Genomic DNA, 17,735 nt, shown 5'->3' with positions numbered 1-17,735 from the left:
GGCATATCGTCCTTGGACTTAATGGTTTACCTCAATATGCTTATGCGATTTTTCGTGGTAGGACAACAGCTCGGTTACAGTAACAAACGAAAAGCCCCGTTCCTTAAGCTCCGGCAGAATCTTTTTGAGCGCTTCGACCGTCTGGTCGCTGCCCGGTACGAAATCATGCATGAGTACGATGTCGCCGTTGCGGGCGTTCTTCAAGACTGTCCGCACGATGGCATTCGCGCCAGGTTTGCGCCAATCCAGCGTATCCTGATGCCAGGACCACAGGACGGTAAGCATTCCGACCTCCTTGCTCGCGCTGACGATTGCATCGTTATATCGTCCTCCGGGCGGGCGAAACAAGACAGAGCGGATCCCCGTCGCTTGATAAATGGCATCCTGTGTCTTGGTCAATTCCTTCCTCAAGGCATCTGCCCCAATATTATAGAACGGAGGATGGGAGTAGGAATGGTTGCCGATCTCATGACCTTCATCCAGCGCACGGGCAACGATTTCGGGATGCTTCTCGACGCGGCTGCCCACCACGAAAAATGTCGCTCTGGCATCGTACTGCTTGAGCAGGTTGAGAATTTGTTCCGTATGCTCCTTATCAGGGCCGTCGTCAAAGGTAAGGGCGATTACTTTATTGCTGGTCGGCACCTCCCATACAATATCGCCGCGCTCCTCGTAGTAATCCCTCTTCTTGGCCGAGGAAGGCATTTGATTGGCATCGGCATGACCGTGAATAACGCCGAATGCTGCGATCAAGGTTAGAAGTAAAGCAATGGCTTGTCTGTTCATGATGTCCCGTTTCCTTTTCTATGCATGTATTCTTGGCATCTGGCAGCGGGCTGCAATTCCTCCTTATCCTTTGGAGAATCTGCTCAAAATATTCCGGCACCCGTCATAACCCGGCGGCAAAAAATCCCGAATGGTGCTCGCCCTATCCGGTGCTTCAGCATATGGTAATAGGAGAGAAGGAGTGATGACCGATGCAATCCAGAAGCGTTTCGCATGCGCGAGGAATCGATGTAAGCCGGTGGCAGGGAAGCATTGATTGGAAGCAGGTTCGGGAAGCTGGGATATCATTTGTTTTCATCAAGGCCTCTCAAGGGAGCTCGCTGGAGGACCCGAAATTTGCAGAAAATGTGCAGGGAGCTAAGGCCGCGGGCTTGCTGGTCGGTGCCTATCATTTTCTAGGGGCGGCGAGCGCTGCGGCGGCAAGGCAGGAGGCGAAGCATTTTGTGGAAACGATGAAAAAAGCAGGCCCGCTAGCCTGGTTCGATCTCCCGCCGGTGCTTGATTATGAGAATAATCCGGCAGGGATCAGCCGCGCAGCCATCAATCAAGCTGCCGCTGCCTTCCTTGAAGAAGTGGAACGATTGACAGGAAGGCAGCCCATTCTATATACCGGCAACGCGTTTGCGGCCAATTTCGATGAGTCTTTGGGCAGGTATGACCTGTGGATTGCAAGGTACAGTGAAACCCGAGTCCCGGATGACCGTCCCGCTTGGAACAAGTGGACCTTCTGGCAATACACCGATTCCGGACGGATTAACGGCATAACGGGAAAGGTCGACCTCAATGTTTATGCCGGCACCTTGTCAGATCTGAAAGCGTACGCCTCCCAGGGGAACACTGGAAATGGCGCGGCAGGCTCGTCTGGAGGGATTCGTGAAGTCAGTCCTTGGGCTGAAGCGAGCTGGCGGGAAGCGGTGGAGAACGGCTTTTTCGACGATGCCCGTCCCGGTGACCCGATGACGCGTGAAGAGGCAGCCGTTCTGGTGAACCGGCTGCTGCGCGAGCTGCGGCAGCGGATTGAGGCACAGGAGAGACGCATCGAGTCGCTTAAACGGGGAACAGTCATATTATAAGGAAAACATCGTTGAAAAGCAGGTGATGCGTAAAATAATAGAGTTCATATATTGACATCATATGGTTAGGCATGGTATTATCATTTTTGTCGCTGAGACGAAAAACTCGCACGAATAATGTATGAAACTTCCGTTGTTCGGCATGAATCCCATGCGGTGATTCGGCATTAAGCGAAGTTAAATCGCTTGACAGCGCAGCAATATTTGCCGGGGTGGCGGAATTGGCAGACGCACAGGACTTAAAATCCTGCGGTAGGTGACTACCGTACGGGTTCGACCCCCGTCCTCGGCATTATGACTCAACGCCCGAGTATTTATGAGAATAAGTCGGCCCCCTGCAGGGTGCCGGCTTATTTTTTAAGATACCCATACACATATTTCGAAGTCCAGCCCAGGGATGTAGGGAGAGTAGGAGCATGCGGTTGTTTAATAATGATTGGGACCTGATCCTGCAGGAAGAGACGGACAAGCCGTATTTCAAAGAACTGCTTGAACGGATCGACGAGGAGTATCGGCTGCATACGGTCTATCCGCCGAGGGATGAAATTTTTCGTGCACTTCAGGAGACGCCATATCAGTCCACCAAAGTGGTCATTCTCGGACAAGATCCATATCACGGACGGGGACAGGCGCAAGGACTTAGCTTTTCGGTCCGGCCAGGAGTTACAATCCCCCCATCACTGCGCAACATTTACAAAGAGCTGGCAGCCGATCTGGATGCCCCGATTCCGGATCATGGATCCCTGATCGCTTGGGCCAAGCAGGGCGTTCTATTGTTGAACGCCGTGCTCACCGTCAAGGAAGGAGAGCCCAACTCCCATAAAGGGCTAGGTTGGGAACAGTTCACGGACGCGGTCATTTCGAAATTGAATGAACGGGAGCAGCCAACGGTTTTCATTCTTTGGGGAAGCTATGCGCAGAAGAAAGGGGCGTTTATCGACCGAAGCCGGCACCTCGTTCTGGAGAGCGCCCATCCGAGCCCCTTTGCTGCACGTAAAGGTTTTTTCGGTAGCCGTCCATTCTCAGCTTCAAACGCATATTTAATCCAGCACGGGATGGCCCCGGTCGATTGGGTCATTCCTAGCACCACGGACATTGGGGATGAATAATCCGTAAGAGATGAAGAGGTGACCTTCATGAAGCATTGGATTGGCCGTCATGTAGTCATTGAGCGTTTAGATGGGGGCAGAACGACGGTGGAAGGCATTCTGAAGGGGTGGGATCCGGTGCAGGAGAAGGCGATCCTTGGACCGGACGAGCTCGCGATTCCGTTTCGCGCCATTCACCGTATCATGCCCAAAACAGCTTATCCGGTATTGAATTCCATCGGGTATTCGGTGCATCATACCATTCAATTCGATAATGCCGTATACTTCGGATCATGCGTCATGGTGTGGAGAGGGAACCGGCTGATCCATCCGAAGGCCGTTCTCGCATCCCATGACGAGGAAACCGTGACGCTCACAAGCGGACAGCGGCTCCGCAAGGACGAGCATCACTTTGTTGTCCGCTCTCTCCGGGGCAACGCGTAAGCGGTACGCAGATTACGAAATGAAACGAAAAGATGTCCCCCAGGCCCTGATTTCCTAAGTGGAATAAGACCTGAGGACATCTTTTTTTGCGTGCGCGGGGCTCTATAATTCATCCACTTTCTCGGCCAAGAACATTTCATAAATCCGCACCACAATGATCTTGATGATCATATAGGCTGGGATGGCGAGCAGAATGCCGAGGATGCCGAAGAAGTCGCCGCCGACGAGTATAAGAACAATGGTTGTCAGCGGATGGATATCGAGCTGCTTGCCATAGATCACCGGCGTCAAAATATTATCCTGAATCTGTTGAGCAATAATAATGACGACAAGGGACCAGATGGCAATGGAGGGCGATTCGATAAAACCGATAATGACGACGGGGATGCTTGCAAGCACCGCGCCGATGTATGGAATGAAATTCAGGAAGAACGAAACGACCGTCAAGAGCAGCGAATAAGGAAGACCGATGATCAAAAATCCGATATACATGAGCAGGCTCAGAATAAGATTCAAAATCACTTTACCGATAATAAAGCTGCTGAGCGCGCCGTCGATCTCGACAAGAACCTCCTGCCCGTCGCGCCGGTAGCGTCTTGGCAGCACGCTGAGCAGTTTAGGGGGGAGCTTCCCGCCTTCCTTCAGCATGTAATACAGAATAATCGGGATCGTTGCAATGATGACAAGCACGCTGGACACAACGGTAACCAGATGATTGACAGAATTGCTGACCCAATTAATGATTCGGTTCATGTATTCGGTCAAGGATGTCGCGAGCTCCGATTCGGTCGGGATAAAGCGGGACCAGTACGGCGCCTGCTGCAGCTGGTCAAGCTGATCCTGCATGTCCTCGACCAGAAACGGCATATGGCTGATGAAATTCTCGATCTGCTCCCGCAATGTCGGCCATACGACGATGCCGAAGATGGCCATCAGGCCGGCGAATACGAAGTACAGCATGAGCACGCCGATCGATCGTTTGATTTTTCGCCGTTCCAGGTAGTCCACAATCGGCCTAAGCAGGTAGTAGAAGAAGCCGGCGATTGCCACCGGAAAGATCAGCATATTGAACATGGAAACGATCGGGCGGAACAGGAAGCTGACTTTGGAGCCCAAGTAAATGATCAAGAGCAGGGCGATTATACCGAGGCATGTACGAAAATATTTGCTCTGCATCATGGCAATCCCTCCATAACGGCGAATAATAGTTAAGGTAAAGTACCGTTTAACAGTTGTATTTAACCCATTTGGCGGGATTTGAAATCATCGGAGGATTGCCGCTTGTTATTCGTAAGCTATTTTCGAATGGTGACACGGGTATGGACAGGCACGAGGGAAGCGAGCTCAAGCACATCCTTGTTATACATACGCACACAGCCGTGGGAAACCGATCTGCCGATGGATGAGGGATCGTTCGTCCCGTGGATGCCGTAATGCGGCTTGGACAGTCCGAGCCAGTAGGCGCCATAGGGCCCGCCGGGATTGGGCTGCTTGTTCACGATCGTATAATTGCCCGGGGGCGTCTGGGTTGCCAGCTTTCCGAGAGCCACCGGGTACGTATGCACGACGATATCTCCGTCCAGCAGATGCAGCCGGTAATCGGATATATCCACGATAATGCGATATTTCGGCATCAGCATTCTCCTTTCTTCTGATCATGCTATGAGAGCAAGGGTGCATCCGCCCCTCGAAGCCCCAAAATAGGCAAATGCTGACTTCACCGAATTGGCGAATATTTCAATTATTGCGCTTCCCCTGCCGATGTTATAGTAAGTACAGATAGACCATGCAAAGGCGCTAATTTCACAGGAAGGGGATCACCTCATGTCTCCTGCAGGATTGTACCGGAAATATATTAAAAACAATATGTTCACCAAAATATTGCTGCTGATCGCCGTGATTGCGGTCATTACGATCGTGGCCTTATCTTATTTAATGTACTATTTCTTGTTTCAGTCTGCTGTCCGCAGCGAGCTGGACGTTCAGCGTGGAGCTGTGGAGCGGGTCGAGCGGTATGTCGATCAAAAGTACGAGAACGTGCAGTCCTATGTTAATGAGCTGTACCGGAACAGCTCGCTCGGTCTGGACGCTTCCTATTTCCTCATGAGTTCGTTTAACGAGTACATGGCGAAGCGGATGGACCGGATCGTCGACAGCACCCAGTCCAATACGGACAGCGTGCTGGCATACTTCAAGCAGAGGCTCGACGATGATCCGGATATCCAGAACATCATGCTGTACAGTGCCGAGGAGCAGTATGTATACGTCTACAAGCAGGGGAGCATGACCCGGCTATATCAGGCCAACGCTACGCGATCCTATATTCCTGATGTGATGGCGATGGAGACCCAGAGCGTCACGCTGCCGAATCTGTGGCTGCGGAAGCTGACCGGAGATGCCAGCGTGCCTTTGATATCCATTCGCAGTCCGATCAATGACATGACGACTTACAAGAATCTGGGCCAGCTGCTTGTGCTGTATCGGACGGAGGCGCTGGATAAGGTCCTGCGAAGCAATGAAACCGAGATGAAGGGCTATGTCATGATCCTGTCGGGGGACGGCCAGGTCATGTTCGACTCTTCGGGAAAATATTACGGACAGAAATATCCTTACACGGACCAATTGGGGAAAGTGAAAGATACCGCTGCGCTGGAAGAGGAATCGTATGTGACCACAGCCGTGCACAGTCAAGCGGGATACACGGTCGTCGGCATTACGCCCAAACGCGAAATTGCCGGTGCCTTCGAAGGACTGCGGAACACGATCATTGCGACGGCGCTGCTGTGCATTGTGGTTGCCGTGTCCATTCCGTCGCTCATGATCGTCAACTACTCGAAGCGCACCAATAACATCATCCGGTTCATGCGCAAGGTCGAGAAGGGCGATTTTGTGGCCCGGATCCAGGATGCGAAGGAGGATCAGCTCGGACAGATTTCCAGCAGCTTCAACGAAATGCTAGACAAGCTGACGAGGTATATCGACCAGGTCTATAAAGCGGAGATCAACCAGAAGAACGCCGAGCTGTCGGCGCTGCAGGCGAGAATCAATCCGCATTTTCTATACAATACGCTTGAAGTGATCCGGATGAGGGCCTTGTCGCAAGGGGCTCAGGATGTCGGGGACATGATCTACAGCCTGTCTATGCTGTTCAAGAATATCGTTCAGCATAAAACCAGATACACGCTCAAGGATGAATTGGAGGCATGCCGGCTCTATTTGGAGCTGTTCCGCATACGGTACAAGGACAAATACATTTATAAAATGTACTGTGACGAGCAGATCAAGGATGTGCCGATGATCAAAATGTCGCTGCAGCCTCTGATCGAAAATTATATTGTCCACGGCCTCCGGAGCGAGCGGGACGACAATGTCCTCTCAATATCCGCGGAGCTGAAGGATCAGGAGATTTGGATCGAGATTCGGGATAACGGTAAAGGAATAGAGCCGGAGCAGCTCGAGGAGATCAGATCCCGGCTTGCGCTGGCCGAATCGAGCGGGGAGTCATTCGGTCTGCGGAGCGTGAACGATCGTTTGAAGCTGACGTATGGACAAGCCTACGAATTGGACATCCAAAGCGAGCCGGACGAAGGTACGGTCGTAACGATCCGTATTCCGGTTACAGAAGAGGAGCTGAACCGAGTTGTATAAAGTTTTTATCGTCGATGATGAGCCGTTTATTATTGAAGGATTATATGATGTCGTGGATTGGTCGAAGTATGGAATTGAGATTGTAGGGCATGCGGAGAACGGGCGCCAAGCGCTGGACAAAATGATGATTATCCCGGTCGACATCCTGATCACGGACATATCCATGCCCGTAATGACCGGACTTCAGCTCATCGAGGAGGCCAGAAAGCTCAATCGTAATCTGAAAGTCATCATCCTAAGCGGCTTTGACGATTTCGCTTACTTGAAGGAAGGGATGCGGCTCGGCATCGAAAACTACTTGCTGAAGCCGATCAATCTGAAGGAGCTGGAGGAGACGATTGCCAGCACGATCGACAAGATGAACAACGCCCGCAGGGAGATGCGGCTTGACGAATATGATATGAACATCCTGCGAAGCAATATATTGTATCGCTGGATTACGGATCGCATCGAGCCGGAGGAGCTAAACGAGCGGGCAACCCTGCTCGGTTTGAACCTGAATATGCCTTACCTGATGGTATCCATCCTAAGGGCGGATTTCCCTCCGCTGGAGACGATGCTTCGCGATTTGATGGAACGGGAACAGGGCGTGATGTACTTCCGCGACAATGACGGGGACCATGTCTTGATCTTCATGATGAGAGACCCGGATACGGAAAAGGCAAGGGCGGTCCGGCTGCTTCAGCAGGTGCGGGAGCAGTGCTACGACGAGGAAATCTGCATCTCGCTGGGGAGCGTGCAAAGCCTCGGCGCAAATTACCCGGACAGCTATCTCCATGCCAAGGAGGCGCAGGAATACTATTTGCTGCTGGAGCAGCCGGCTTATGTGGACTACGTGGATGTTCAGCTGAAGAAAGGAGAGGCCTCCGAATCTTATAACGTGCAGTGGCCGGAGTATGCCAAGGGCATCGCGGCAAGGGATAAGGATACGCTGTTCCGTCTGATCGACACGGATTTTGAAGGGCTCCGTCACACGCAGGGAATGAATCCGGCAATTTTGAAGAGCATTGCTGTCGAGATGGTCATTCGGCTCAAGCTGGAGCTGAACGATATTCAATATACCGCTGCACCCGATTTTGTGAAGAATACGGTCCATGAAATTATGGAGTCCATCTCGATCGATGATCTGATCGCGGCCGTCAAGGGCGGAGTCGGCGGTCTCGTCGATTCGCTTACGAATGATGTGAAGAGTCCGGTCATCCAGCAGATTCTTCATCATATCCAGCTGCGGTACAATGAGGATCTGTCCCTCAAGGTGCTCGGTGCCCAGTACCACATTCATCCCGTTTATTTGGGCCACCTATTCCATAAGGAGACGGGTGACAGCTTTACCGAGTATATTAACCGGTACCGGATCGACAGAGCGAAGGAGCTGCTGCGGACAACCCCGATGAAAGTCCAGGATATTGCGAAGCAGGTGGGCTATTGGGAAACCGGTTACTTCTATAAACAATTCAAAAAATTCGTTGGCGTATCGCCAAGAGATTTTAGAGGAATGCTCTGATTGATCGAATCAGAGCTTTTTCTTTATTTTCACCAGTAATCCTTTAATTTTTCGCCTATATGAAACTGCTTTCATCAGATAATCTTAATGGTGTAGAGATACTGAGATTCAAAAGGGAGGATTCACATGAGTAAATCGAAGAAAAAATGGCTCTTGCCGCTGACGCTTTTGTTATCCGCTTCGATGCTGTTGTCGGCATGCGGAGGCAAGAAAGAAGGAAGCGCTGGCAGCACTGAAGGAACGGCCGAAAAGCCGGTTGAGCTGATCTGGTACACGATCGGAACGCCGCAGAAGGACGTCGACAAGGTTGAAGCTGAGATCAACAAATATACAGCTGAAAAAATCGGCGTTACGATCGACATGAAAATGATCGATTTCGGTGACTACAACCAGAAGATGCAGGTTATGGCAGCATCCGGCGAACCGATGGACATCCTGTTCACAAGCTCCTGGGCATTCGATTACGTGCAAAACGCGCGTAAAGGCGCATTCCTTGAGCTCGACGAGCTTCTGGAAACCCATGGAAAAGGCATCAAAGAAACGATTGACCCTGCGTTCCTGGAAGGCTCCAAGGTCGATGGCCACAACTACGCGATCCCTGCCAACAAAGAGCTTCCAGCACAAGAGGCATGGCGCTTCAACAAAACGCTGCTTGATAAATACAATCTCGATATCTCCAACGTAAGATCGATGGAAAGCCTTGAGCCGCTGCTCAAAACGATCAAGGAGAACGAGCCGAACGTCGTTCCGCTGGCGATCAGCAAAGACTTCGGACCACTGCTTCCATTCGATTACATCATCGAGAAAATGCCGATGGCCGTTTACCTGGATGACAAGGAAGAGCTGAAGGTTGTAAACTTCCTTGAAATGCCGGAAACATTGGAAACGCTCAAATTGATGAACAAGTACTACAAAGCGGGATACATCTCCCCTGAAGCAGCAACAACGACTTCTACGCAGGATCTGATGACATCGGGCAACTGGTTCGCCGACCGTGCCGCTACACAGCCGTTCGCGGACAACCTGTGGAGCCAAAGCTACGGCTATCCGGTCGTATCGACGCCTGCCGGCGATGCCACGATCTTCAACTGGTCCGTTATGGGCTCCATGCAGGCGATCTCGGCCAACTCCGAGCATCCTGAGAAAGCGATGGAGTTCCTGAACCTGCTCAACACCGACGTATATCTTCGCAACCTGGTGGATTCCGGTATTGAAGGCGTTCACTACAAGAAGCTTAGCGAGAACGTAATGGAGAACCTGCCGGAGTCGAAAAACTACGACATGCCGACCTTCTCCCTCGGTAACGTCATGCTGACGTACCTGAACCCTGAAGATCCTGAGAACAAATGGGAAGAGTTCAAGAAGTTCAACGAGTCCGGTAAGCCTGCACCGCTGCTTGGTTTCAACTTCGACCCAACCAAAGTGTCCACAGAGCTCGCTGCAGTCAACAACGTAAAAGAAGAGTTCTGGGCGCCGCTGATGACAGGCACGGTTGACCCTGAAGAGTATCTGCCTAAAGCGAACGAGAAGCTGAAAGCTGCGGGTCTTGATAAAATCATCGCCGAGGCGCAAAGCCAAATCGATGCATGGAAAGCAAACAACAAGTAATAGAATTCCCTCGGCCTTCCGGCCTGCTGTTCGCCCCTTGATGGGCGGCAGGCCGGCCTTAAGGGCCGAAACACTGGACGGGGCGGCGGAATATGACCGCCCTTCTTTTGTCATTTCATACTTCACGAGGAGGGGTAAGCGTGAGAGCAATCGGACAGTTTTTCAAAAATCTTATGACAAACAAAGCCATGCTGTTCATGGTTTTGCCGGGGACGCTGTGGTTCCTCTTATTCTCATATTTGCCCATGTTCGGGACGATTATTGCGTTTAAGGAATACCGCTTCAGCCGGGACGGCTTCTGGGCCAGTATCGTAAACAGCGAATGGGTCGGATTCCAGAACTTTAAATTTTTGTTCAGCACAAACGATGCGTACATTATTACACGGAACACGGTGCTGTATAACTTTGTCTTTATTATTCTAGGGCTGCTCTTCTCGGTGGCGCTGGCCATCGTGTTGTCCGAAATCGTCAACAAGCGTCTGGCGAAGGTGTACCAGACCGGCATGTTCCTGCCATACTTCCTGTCCTGGGTTATCGTAGGATACTTTGCGTTCAGCTTCCTGAGCATGGACAAAGGGATGCTCAACCAAATTCTCGGCTGGTTCGGCATGGAACCGGTGCAATGGTACTCCGAGGCCAAGTATTGGCCGATCTTCCTGACGCTGATCAGCTTGTGGAAATCGGTAGGATATAACAGCGTTGTGTATCTTGCTGCGATCATGGGGATTGACAAGTCTCTGTACGAAGCAGCCATGATTGACGGCGCGAACAAGTGGCAGCAGATCAAGGCGATCACGATCCCGATGCTGAAGCCGCTGATGACCATTCTGACGCTTCTTGCGATCGGGAAAATATTCTACGCCGACTTCGGTCTGTTCTACCAGGTGCCGAGAGATTCGGGAACCCTGTATTCGGTAACGAACGTAATCGATACGTATGTATACCGCGGTCTGAAGACAACCGGAGAGATCGGAATGAGTACGGCTGCAGGCCTGTACCAGTCGGTTGTCGGATTCATCCTCGTCCTCGTATCCAACTATATCGTACGGAAATATGACCGGGATAACGCATTGTTCTAAGACTCGCAGCTTTCAAAGAAGGAGGTATGTAATGTGTTTAAAGCAAGAAGCAAGATGAAGGATTTCCACCACCTGTCCACCGGATGGAACGTTGTGTTCAACTTGATCGCCGGCATCTTCTCGTTCCTGTGCGTGTTCCCGTTCCTGTTCGTCATGATCATTTCGTTCACGGACGAGGCGTCGCTGGCGCGGAACGGTTATCAGATTTGGCCGGAAAAATGGAGCCTGGAAGCCTACAAGTACGTATTCCAAACAGGGGATACGCTGCTCCGTTCCTACGGCGTAACGATCTTCGTAACCGTTGTGGGCACGCTGATCAGCTTGTTCATTATTTCGCTCTATGCCTATGCCATTTCCCGCAAGAGCTTCAGATACCGTAATTTCTTCTCGTTCTTCGCATTTTTCACGATGCTGTTTAACGGCGGCCTGGTGCCGACCTATATCGTGGCGACCCAGCTGCTGAACCTGAAGGACACGATCTGGGCGCTGATTCTGCCGCTGGCGCTGAACGCCTTCTATATTATGATTCTCCGTACGTTCTACAGCACGAGCGTTCCGGACGCCATCATTGAATCCGGAAAAATTGACGGTGCAAGCGAGTTTAAAATATTCTATAAACTGGTGCTGCCGTTGTCCTTGCCGGGCTTGGCCACCATCGGCCTGTTCAGCACACTGGGCTATTGGAACGACTGGTTCAATGCGCTTCTGTATATCGATGACCCGAATCTGGTTCCGCTGCAATCGATGCTGATGCGGATCGAAACCAGCATGCAGTTCATTTTGCAAAATTCCCAAAATTCATCGCTGAGCATGGCTGCACTTCAGAGCATGCCGCAGGATACGTCGCGGATGGCGATGGTCGTACTGGCCACGGGCCCGATCATTCTCGCCTATCCTTTCTTCCAGCGTTACTTCATTCAAGGTCTGACGATCGGCGCGGTGAAAGAGTAAACTACTGGACGCGAGCGGAGGAGATAAGATGAGTTATAAAGATCCCAGCAAGCCTATTGCCCAGCGGGTAGAGCATCTACTAAGCCTTATGACGGTGAAGGAAAAGGTCGGTCAGCTGGTCCAGCCCTTCGGCTGGAAAACGTATGAGTCGAAGGATGGCAAGATCACGCTGGCCGAGTCGTTCAAGGAGCAGGTGAAGGAAGGGGGCGTCGGTTCCTTATACGGCACGCTGCGTGCCGACCCATGGACCGGCGTCACGCTGGATACGGGCCTGTCCCCGCGTGAAGGAGCAGAGGCTGTGAACGAAATCCAGCGCTATGCGGTCGAGCATTCCCGGCTCGGCATTCCGATCCTGATCGGGGAGGAATGCTCGCATGGGCATATGGCGATCGGGGCGACGGTATTCCCTGTGCCGCTGTCGCTCGGCAGCACGTGGAACACCGAGCTGTATCGCGAGATGTGCCGCGCCGTAGCGCTTGAAACGCGCAGCCAGGGTGGGGCGGTGACGTACTCGCCGGTGCTTGACGTCGTGCGTGATCCGAGATGGGGACGTACGGAGGAGTGCTTCGGCGAAGATCCGTATCTGATCGGGGAATTCGCTGCCGCATCGGTTGAAGGGCTGCAGGGCGAATCTCTTGACGGAGAGGCCAGCGTGGCAGCCACCCTGAAGCATTTCGTCGGCTACGGAAGCTCGGAAGGCGGCAGAAATGCCGGCCCTGTCCATATGGGAACGCGCGAGCTGATGGAAGTGGACATGTATCCGTTCAAGAAGGCCGTTGAAGCGGGCGCTGCCTCCATCATGCCGGCTTATAACGAAATTGACGGCGTTCCTTGCACCGTGAACGAGGAGCTGCTGGATGGCGTGCTCCGCAAGGAGTGGGGCTTCGACGGCATGGTCATTACGGACTGCGGCGCAATCAATATGCTGGCCGCGGGACATGATACGGCCGAGGATGGCATGGACGCGGCCGTATCGGCGATATCAGCCGGCATCGATATGGAGATGTCCGGCGAGATGTTCGGCATGTATCTTGAGCGTGCGGTCGAAGAGAAGCGGCTGGACGTCTCGGTGCTGGATGAGGCTGTGCGACGGGTATTGACGCTGAAGTTCAAGCTTGGCTTGTTCGAAAATCCTTATGCCGACCCGGCGCGGGCGGAGCAGGTGATCGGCTGCTCCCGTCACCGGGAGATGGCCAGACAGCTCGCGGCCGAAGGAATCGTGCTGCTTAAGAATGAAGGCAGCACGCTGCCGCTCTCCAAAGAAGACGGCGTTATTGCCGTGATCGGACCGAATGCCGACCAGGGCTATAATCAGCTCGGGGATTACACCTCGCCTCAGCCTCCGTCCCGCGTCGTAACGGTGCTGGAGGGCATCCGCGCGAAGCTTGGAGGGGACAAAGGGCGCGTGCTGTATGCGCCCGGCTGCCGGATCAACGGGGATTCCCGCGAAGGCTTCGAGCTGGCGCTTTCCTGCGCCGGGCAGGCCGATACGGTTGTATTGGTGCTCGGGGGCTCAAGCGCCCGCGATTTCGGCGAAGGCACCATCGATCTGCGGACAGGTGCCTCCAAGGTTACCGGCAATGACTGGAGCGATATGGACTGCGGGGAAGGCATCGACCGGATGACGCTCCAGCTGTCCGGCGTCCAGCTGGAGCTGGCCCGGGAGATCCACAAGCTTGGGAAGCGTCTGGTTGTCGTTTACATCAACGGGCGGCCGATTGCCGAGCCGTGGATCGACCGGCATGCAGATGCCATTCTGGAGGCTTGGTATCCGGGGCAGGAAGGCGGCCACGCGGTCGCGGACATTCTGTTCGGGGACGTGAATCCGTCCGGAAAGCTCACGATTTCGATTCCGAAGCATGTCGGGCAGCTTCCCGTGTACTATAACGGCAAGCGGTCCCGCGGCAAGCGATACCTTGAGGAGGATTCACAGCCGCAATACCCGTTCGGTTACGGACTCAGCTATACGGAGTTCCGGTATTCCGATCTTCAGGTGACCCCGCAAGCGATAAAAACGGGCGAAACCGCGGTCGTCACGGTGAATGTGGAGAACAGCGGCAGCGTAGCCGGAGCCGAAGTCGTGCAGCTATACATTAATGATGCGGCAAGCCGATTTACAAGACCGGCCAAGGAGCTCAAGGGCTTCCGTAAAATATACCTTGAACCCGGAGAGAAACAGCGAATCGAATTTACTGTCGGCCCCGAGCAGCTTCAGTATATCGGGCAAAACTATCAACCCGTCGTTGAGCCCGGCTTGTTCCGGGTCATGGTCGGAAGGCATGTGAACGACACGCTCAGCGCGGATTTGACCGTGCAGGAGGACTGATGCCCATGGAGAGAATCAGACGGTTTATTCGCGAATTGTCGGAGCGGCAATGGCTGGAATCCGTTTCGTTGAGAGATTGGAGCATCACCCGGTCCACCTACGTGGTGCCGGGGGTGTACGAGAATTCGGCGCCTTACACGGAAGGTGAAGACTTCGATCGGTTTCCGAGCAAGCAGGGAACGACGTATTTCTTCCGCCGCAGACTGGAGCTGCCGAAGGAGTGGCTGGAGGAAGCGGGAACGGTAGGGCTTATATTCGAGTCCGGCGGTGAGGGCCTGCTGCGCGTAAATGGAGCGTCTTATCAAGGCCTGGATCGCAACCATACCTTTGTCACCCTTGATCCCCAGCGGACGGGCACCCGGATGGAGCTCGAAATCGAGCTGTACGATCCGATTCCGGAGCCGGTTGACCCGCTGAATCAGCAGGCGGTTATTCAGCCGCCGATTACGCGCGTTTCAAGCCAGCTCGTGAAGGTGAACCGGCCGGTCCAAAGCTTGATGTACACCGTTACCATCGTGAGAGATTCGCTCAGGCTGCTGCCGGAGTCCGATATGAGGCGCATCCGGCTTATGGAAGCGCTGCATGCGTCCATGGACGCCTTCGTCAGCATGGATGAAGGCTCAATCCGGGAAGGTGCCGCGGTAACCGAGCTGGAGCAGGAGCTTGTCCGGAGGGTCAAGCTCATCGGAGGGAACAGTGAGGGCACCGAGCATATGGTCGGACAGTCGCACATCGACATAGCCTGGCTGTGGCCGGTCCGCGAAACGGTGCGTAAGACGAGCCGGACCTTCTCGACGGTCGATGCGCTTATGACCGAATATCCGGAGTATCGTTACGCCCAGAGCCAGCCGCTGCTCTATCAGTTCCTGAAGGATCATGATCCCGAGCTGTACGAGCGGGTGAAGGCCAGAATTAAGGAAGGACGCTGGGAGCTTGTCGGCGGAATGTGGGTCGAGCCCGATCTCAACATTCCGAGCGGGGAGTCGCTGATGCGGCAGATGCTGTACGGCCAGCTCTTTTACCAGGAGGAGTTCGGCAGACGCTCGCATATCGAATGGCTCCCGGACACGTTCGGTTACTGCGCCTCCTTGCCTCAGATTTTGATGCATGGCGGCATCCGTTACTTCATGACAACGAAGCTCGGCTGGAATGATACGAACGTTTTCCCGTATGACCTGTTCCACTGGGTCGGCATTGACGGAACGCCGATGCTGTCCTATCTGAATCACGGCGTGAACGAGAACACGCTGCCGAAGGACGTGCACGATCATTGGCAGTCCTACCGGCAGAAGGCCGTTCATCCCGAGCAGATGCTGCTCTACGGGCATGGCGACGGCGGAGGCGGTGTAACCCGCGAGATGCTGGAGAACATTCAGCGAGCCGACCTGATGGTCGGGCAGCCTGCCAGCAAGTACAGCACGGCAGCGGAATTTTTCGATGGTATCGAAGAGCGGCAGCCGAAGCTCCCGAAATGGCGGGGAGATCTGTATCTTGAGCTCCATCGCGGTACGTACACGACGCATGCCCGCAACAAGCGGCATAACCGCAAAGCCGAAATCCTGTACCGGGAGGCGGAGCTGTGGGGCACCATGGCATTCCCTGCACTGAATCCAGGCGAGCGCAAGGGCATGCTCCGCGCGCTGCATGAAGGCTGGAAGCTGATTCTGCTTAACCAGTTCCACGATATTATTCCGGGGTCGGCGATAACGGAATCGTATGTCACGTCGGAGAAGGAATACAAAGAGGTATTCAAGCTCGGACAGACAAGCCTTCATACAGCTGTGAAGGCGGTAGCGGAACAGATCGATACCGAAGGGGAAGGAATCCCTTACGTTGTATTTAACGGGCTCGGATGGACCCGGAATGCCGTGATATCCTTGACGGAGGATCAGGGGCTTGCCGGATTTGCGCCGCATGATGCGGACGGAACGCCGCTTCTGTACGATATGATCCCCGGGGAGTCGGATGCAGAACCGAAGAGCATGCATGTTTACGTTCCCGCCATTCCGGGCTTTGGATACACAACGATTTGGCTCAAGGCTACCGGCGCTAGCGGATCCGGCGAAGGCTCGAATGATGACTTGATCAATGGACGGAACGATGATCGGAACGACAAGCCGAACGATGGACCGGATGGTGGAGATGCGGGTTCGGCGCTTGCAATAGCGCAGATTCAGCTTGGCGACGTTTGGGAGACGAAATATTACCGGATCCGGTTCAATCACCGCGGCGAAATTACGAGTCTGTGGGACAAGGAAGCGCAGCGTGAAATCGTGAAGCCGGGCGAGTCGGCGAACCGCTTCCATTTCTTCCATGACCGTCCGACGCTGTGGGATGCGTGGGATATCGATACCCGCTATGAAGATCAGCCGGCCGGCGACGCCGAACTGATCGGAAAGCAGCTGGCGCATCAAGGTGACGTTCAGGACGTGCTGCGCTTTAGCTGGCGCATCCATGAATCTGTCATCACGCAGGACATGATCCTGTATCACCATGACAAGCGAATCGATTTTCAGACGCATGTCAGCTGGAACGAATCGCACAAGCTGCTGAAGGTCAGCTTTCCGATCGACGTCGTGGCCGACAAGGCGACCTATGAAATCCCGTTCGGCACGATCGAACGCCCGACCCACCGGAATACGAGCTGGGAACAGGCTCAATATGAGGTGTGCGGCCACCGGTTTGCGGACGTATCCGAGCATGGATACGGCGTCAGCTTGATCAATGACTGCAAGTACGGCTATGACATCCAGGACAGCACCATTCGGCTATCGCTCCTAAGAGCATCGAAATGGCCGGATCAGACGGCCGATCTGGGCGAGCATGTATTCACTTATTCGCTCTATCCGCATGAAGGAGATTGGAGACAAGCAGGAGTTGTACGCAAGGCTGCCGAACTGAATCACGAGCTCCCTTGCTTGAAGACGAGTCCGAAGAAAGGCACCCTTGCGCCGGTTCATTCATGGATCGAGCTGGAAAGCGTGCATGTCGTGCTGGATACGGTTAAGCCGGCAGAGGACGGCAGCGGTTATATTCTGCGTCTCTACGAATCAGCCGGAGGCCGGGAGGAAGTGAGGCTTGAATGGCCTCACGCTTATGAAGCGGCGTACCTTTCCAATGCGCTTGAAGAGGAGCTTGAACCGATCGTTTGCGAAGCCGGCAGCTTGAAGCTTGAATTTAAGCCGTACGAGATCCGAACGATCAAATTTAGAACTATGAACTAGGAAC

General features: G+C 53.6%; 13 protein-coding genes and 1 tRNA gene. 11 read left to right on the top strand and 3 right to left on the bottom strand.

Annotation, left to right across the window (positions count from 1 at the left end):
- Positions 1–18: 18 nt before the first annotated feature.
- A complete protein-coding gene (locus tag MKX76_RS13535) occupies positions 19–786 on the bottom strand; it encodes a polysaccharide deacetylase family protein (protein WP_028406164.1) in 768 nt (255 codons plus the stop codon).
- Positions 787–977: 191 nt separating this feature from the next.
- On the opposite strand from MKX76_RS13535, the gene MKX76_RS13530 reads away from it, so the two are divergent.
- The 4 genes from MKX76_RS13530 to MKX76_RS13515 all read left to right on the top strand — a co-directional run bounded on the left by MKX76_RS13530 (position 978) and on the right by MKX76_RS13515 (position 3,391).
- Entirely contained in the window at positions 978–1,859 is an 882-nt protein-coding gene (locus tag MKX76_RS13530; protein WP_341033953.1) for a glycoside hydrolase family 25 protein, read from the top strand.
- A gap of 206 nt (positions 1,860–2,065) precedes the next feature.
- A tRNA-Leu gene (locus MKX76_RS13525) sits at positions 2,066–2,151 on the top strand.
- A 130-nt stretch (positions 2,152–2,281) separates the two neighbouring features.
- Positions 2,282–2,968 (top strand): uracil-DNA glycosylase, encoded by a 687-nt coding sequence (locus MKX76_RS13520; RefSeq protein ID WP_028406163.1) that lies wholly within the window; start codon positions 2,282–2,284, stop codon positions 2,966–2,968.
- 27 nt (positions 2,969–2,995) lie between these two features.
- Positions 2,996–3,391, top strand: coding sequence for a hypothetical protein (locus MKX76_RS13515; protein ID WP_007129512.1), 396 nt, complete (start codon positions 2,996–2,998; stop codon positions 3,389–3,391).
- Between the two features lie 102 nt (positions 3,392–3,493).
- On the opposite strand, the gene MKX76_RS13510 is transcribed toward MKX76_RS13515, so the two are convergent.
- A complete protein-coding gene (locus MKX76_RS13510; protein ID WP_007129513.1) occupies positions 3,494–4,570 on the bottom strand; it encodes an AI-2E family transporter in 1,077 nt (358 codons plus the stop codon).
- Positions 4,571–4,686: 116 nt separating this feature from the next.
- Positions 4,687–5,025, bottom strand: a complete 339-nt coding sequence (locus MKX76_RS13505) for a L,D-transpeptidase (protein WP_007129514.1) — start codon at positions 5,023–5,025, stop codon at positions 4,687–4,689.
- A 190-nt stretch (positions 5,026–5,215) separates the two neighbouring features.
- Between MKX76_RS13505 and MKX76_RS13500 the strand changes: the two genes are divergently transcribed.
- From MKX76_RS13500 to MKX76_RS13470, 7 genes are all read left to right on the top strand, one after another.
- Positions 5,216–7,039, top strand: coding sequence for a cache domain-containing sensor histidine kinase (locus tag MKX76_RS13500; protein WP_028406161.1), 1,824 nt, complete (start codon positions 5,216–5,218; stop codon positions 7,037–7,039).
- Entirely contained in the window at positions 7,032–8,543 is a 1,512-nt protein-coding gene (locus MKX76_RS13495) for a response regulator transcription factor (protein ID WP_007129516.1), read from the top strand. Before MKX76_RS13500 ends, MKX76_RS13495 begins: the two co-directional genes overlap by 8 nt.
- Positions 8,544–8,669: 126 nt before the next feature.
- Positions 8,670–10,151: an extracellular solute-binding protein gene (locus tag MKX76_RS13490; RefSeq protein ID WP_028406160.1), complete on the top strand. Its 1,482-nt coding sequence runs from the start codon at positions 8,670–8,672 to the stop codon at positions 10,149–10,151.
- 149 nt (positions 10,152–10,300) lie between these two features.
- Complete coding sequence (locus tag MKX76_RS13485; RefSeq protein ID WP_167324103.1) at positions 10,301–11,230, top strand: ABC transporter permease; 930 nt, start codon at positions 10,301–10,303, stop codon at positions 11,228–11,230.
- 54 nt (positions 11,231–11,284) lie between these two features.
- The gene (locus MKX76_RS13480; protein WP_034273797.1) at positions 11,285–12,181 is read left to right on the top strand and encodes a carbohydrate ABC transporter permease; all 897 of its coding nucleotides are present in this window, start codon (positions 11,285–11,287) and stop codon (positions 12,179–12,181) included.
- Between the two features lie 28 nt (positions 12,182–12,209).
- Positions 12,210–14,507, top strand: a complete 2,298-nt coding sequence (locus MKX76_RS13475; protein ID WP_341033951.1) for a glycoside hydrolase family 3 N-terminal domain-containing protein — start codon at positions 12,210–12,212, stop codon at positions 14,505–14,507.
- A gap of 5 nt (positions 14,508–14,512) precedes the next feature.
- Complete coding sequence (locus tag MKX76_RS13470) at positions 14,513–17,731, top strand: alpha-mannosidase (RefSeq protein ID WP_341033950.1); 3,219 nt, start codon at positions 14,513–14,515, stop codon at positions 17,729–17,731.
- The last annotated feature ends 4 nt before the right edge of the window (positions 17,732–17,735 follow it).

Source organism: Paenibacillus sp. FSL R5-0810 (assembly GCF_038002285.1).
GTDB lineage: Bacteria > Bacillota > Bacilli > Paenibacillales > Paenibacillaceae > Paenibacillus_AQ > Paenibacillus_AQ lactis.
The sequence above is the reverse complement of the archived record's forward strand: the minus strand, read 5'-3'. Positions and strand labels throughout refer to the sequence as shown.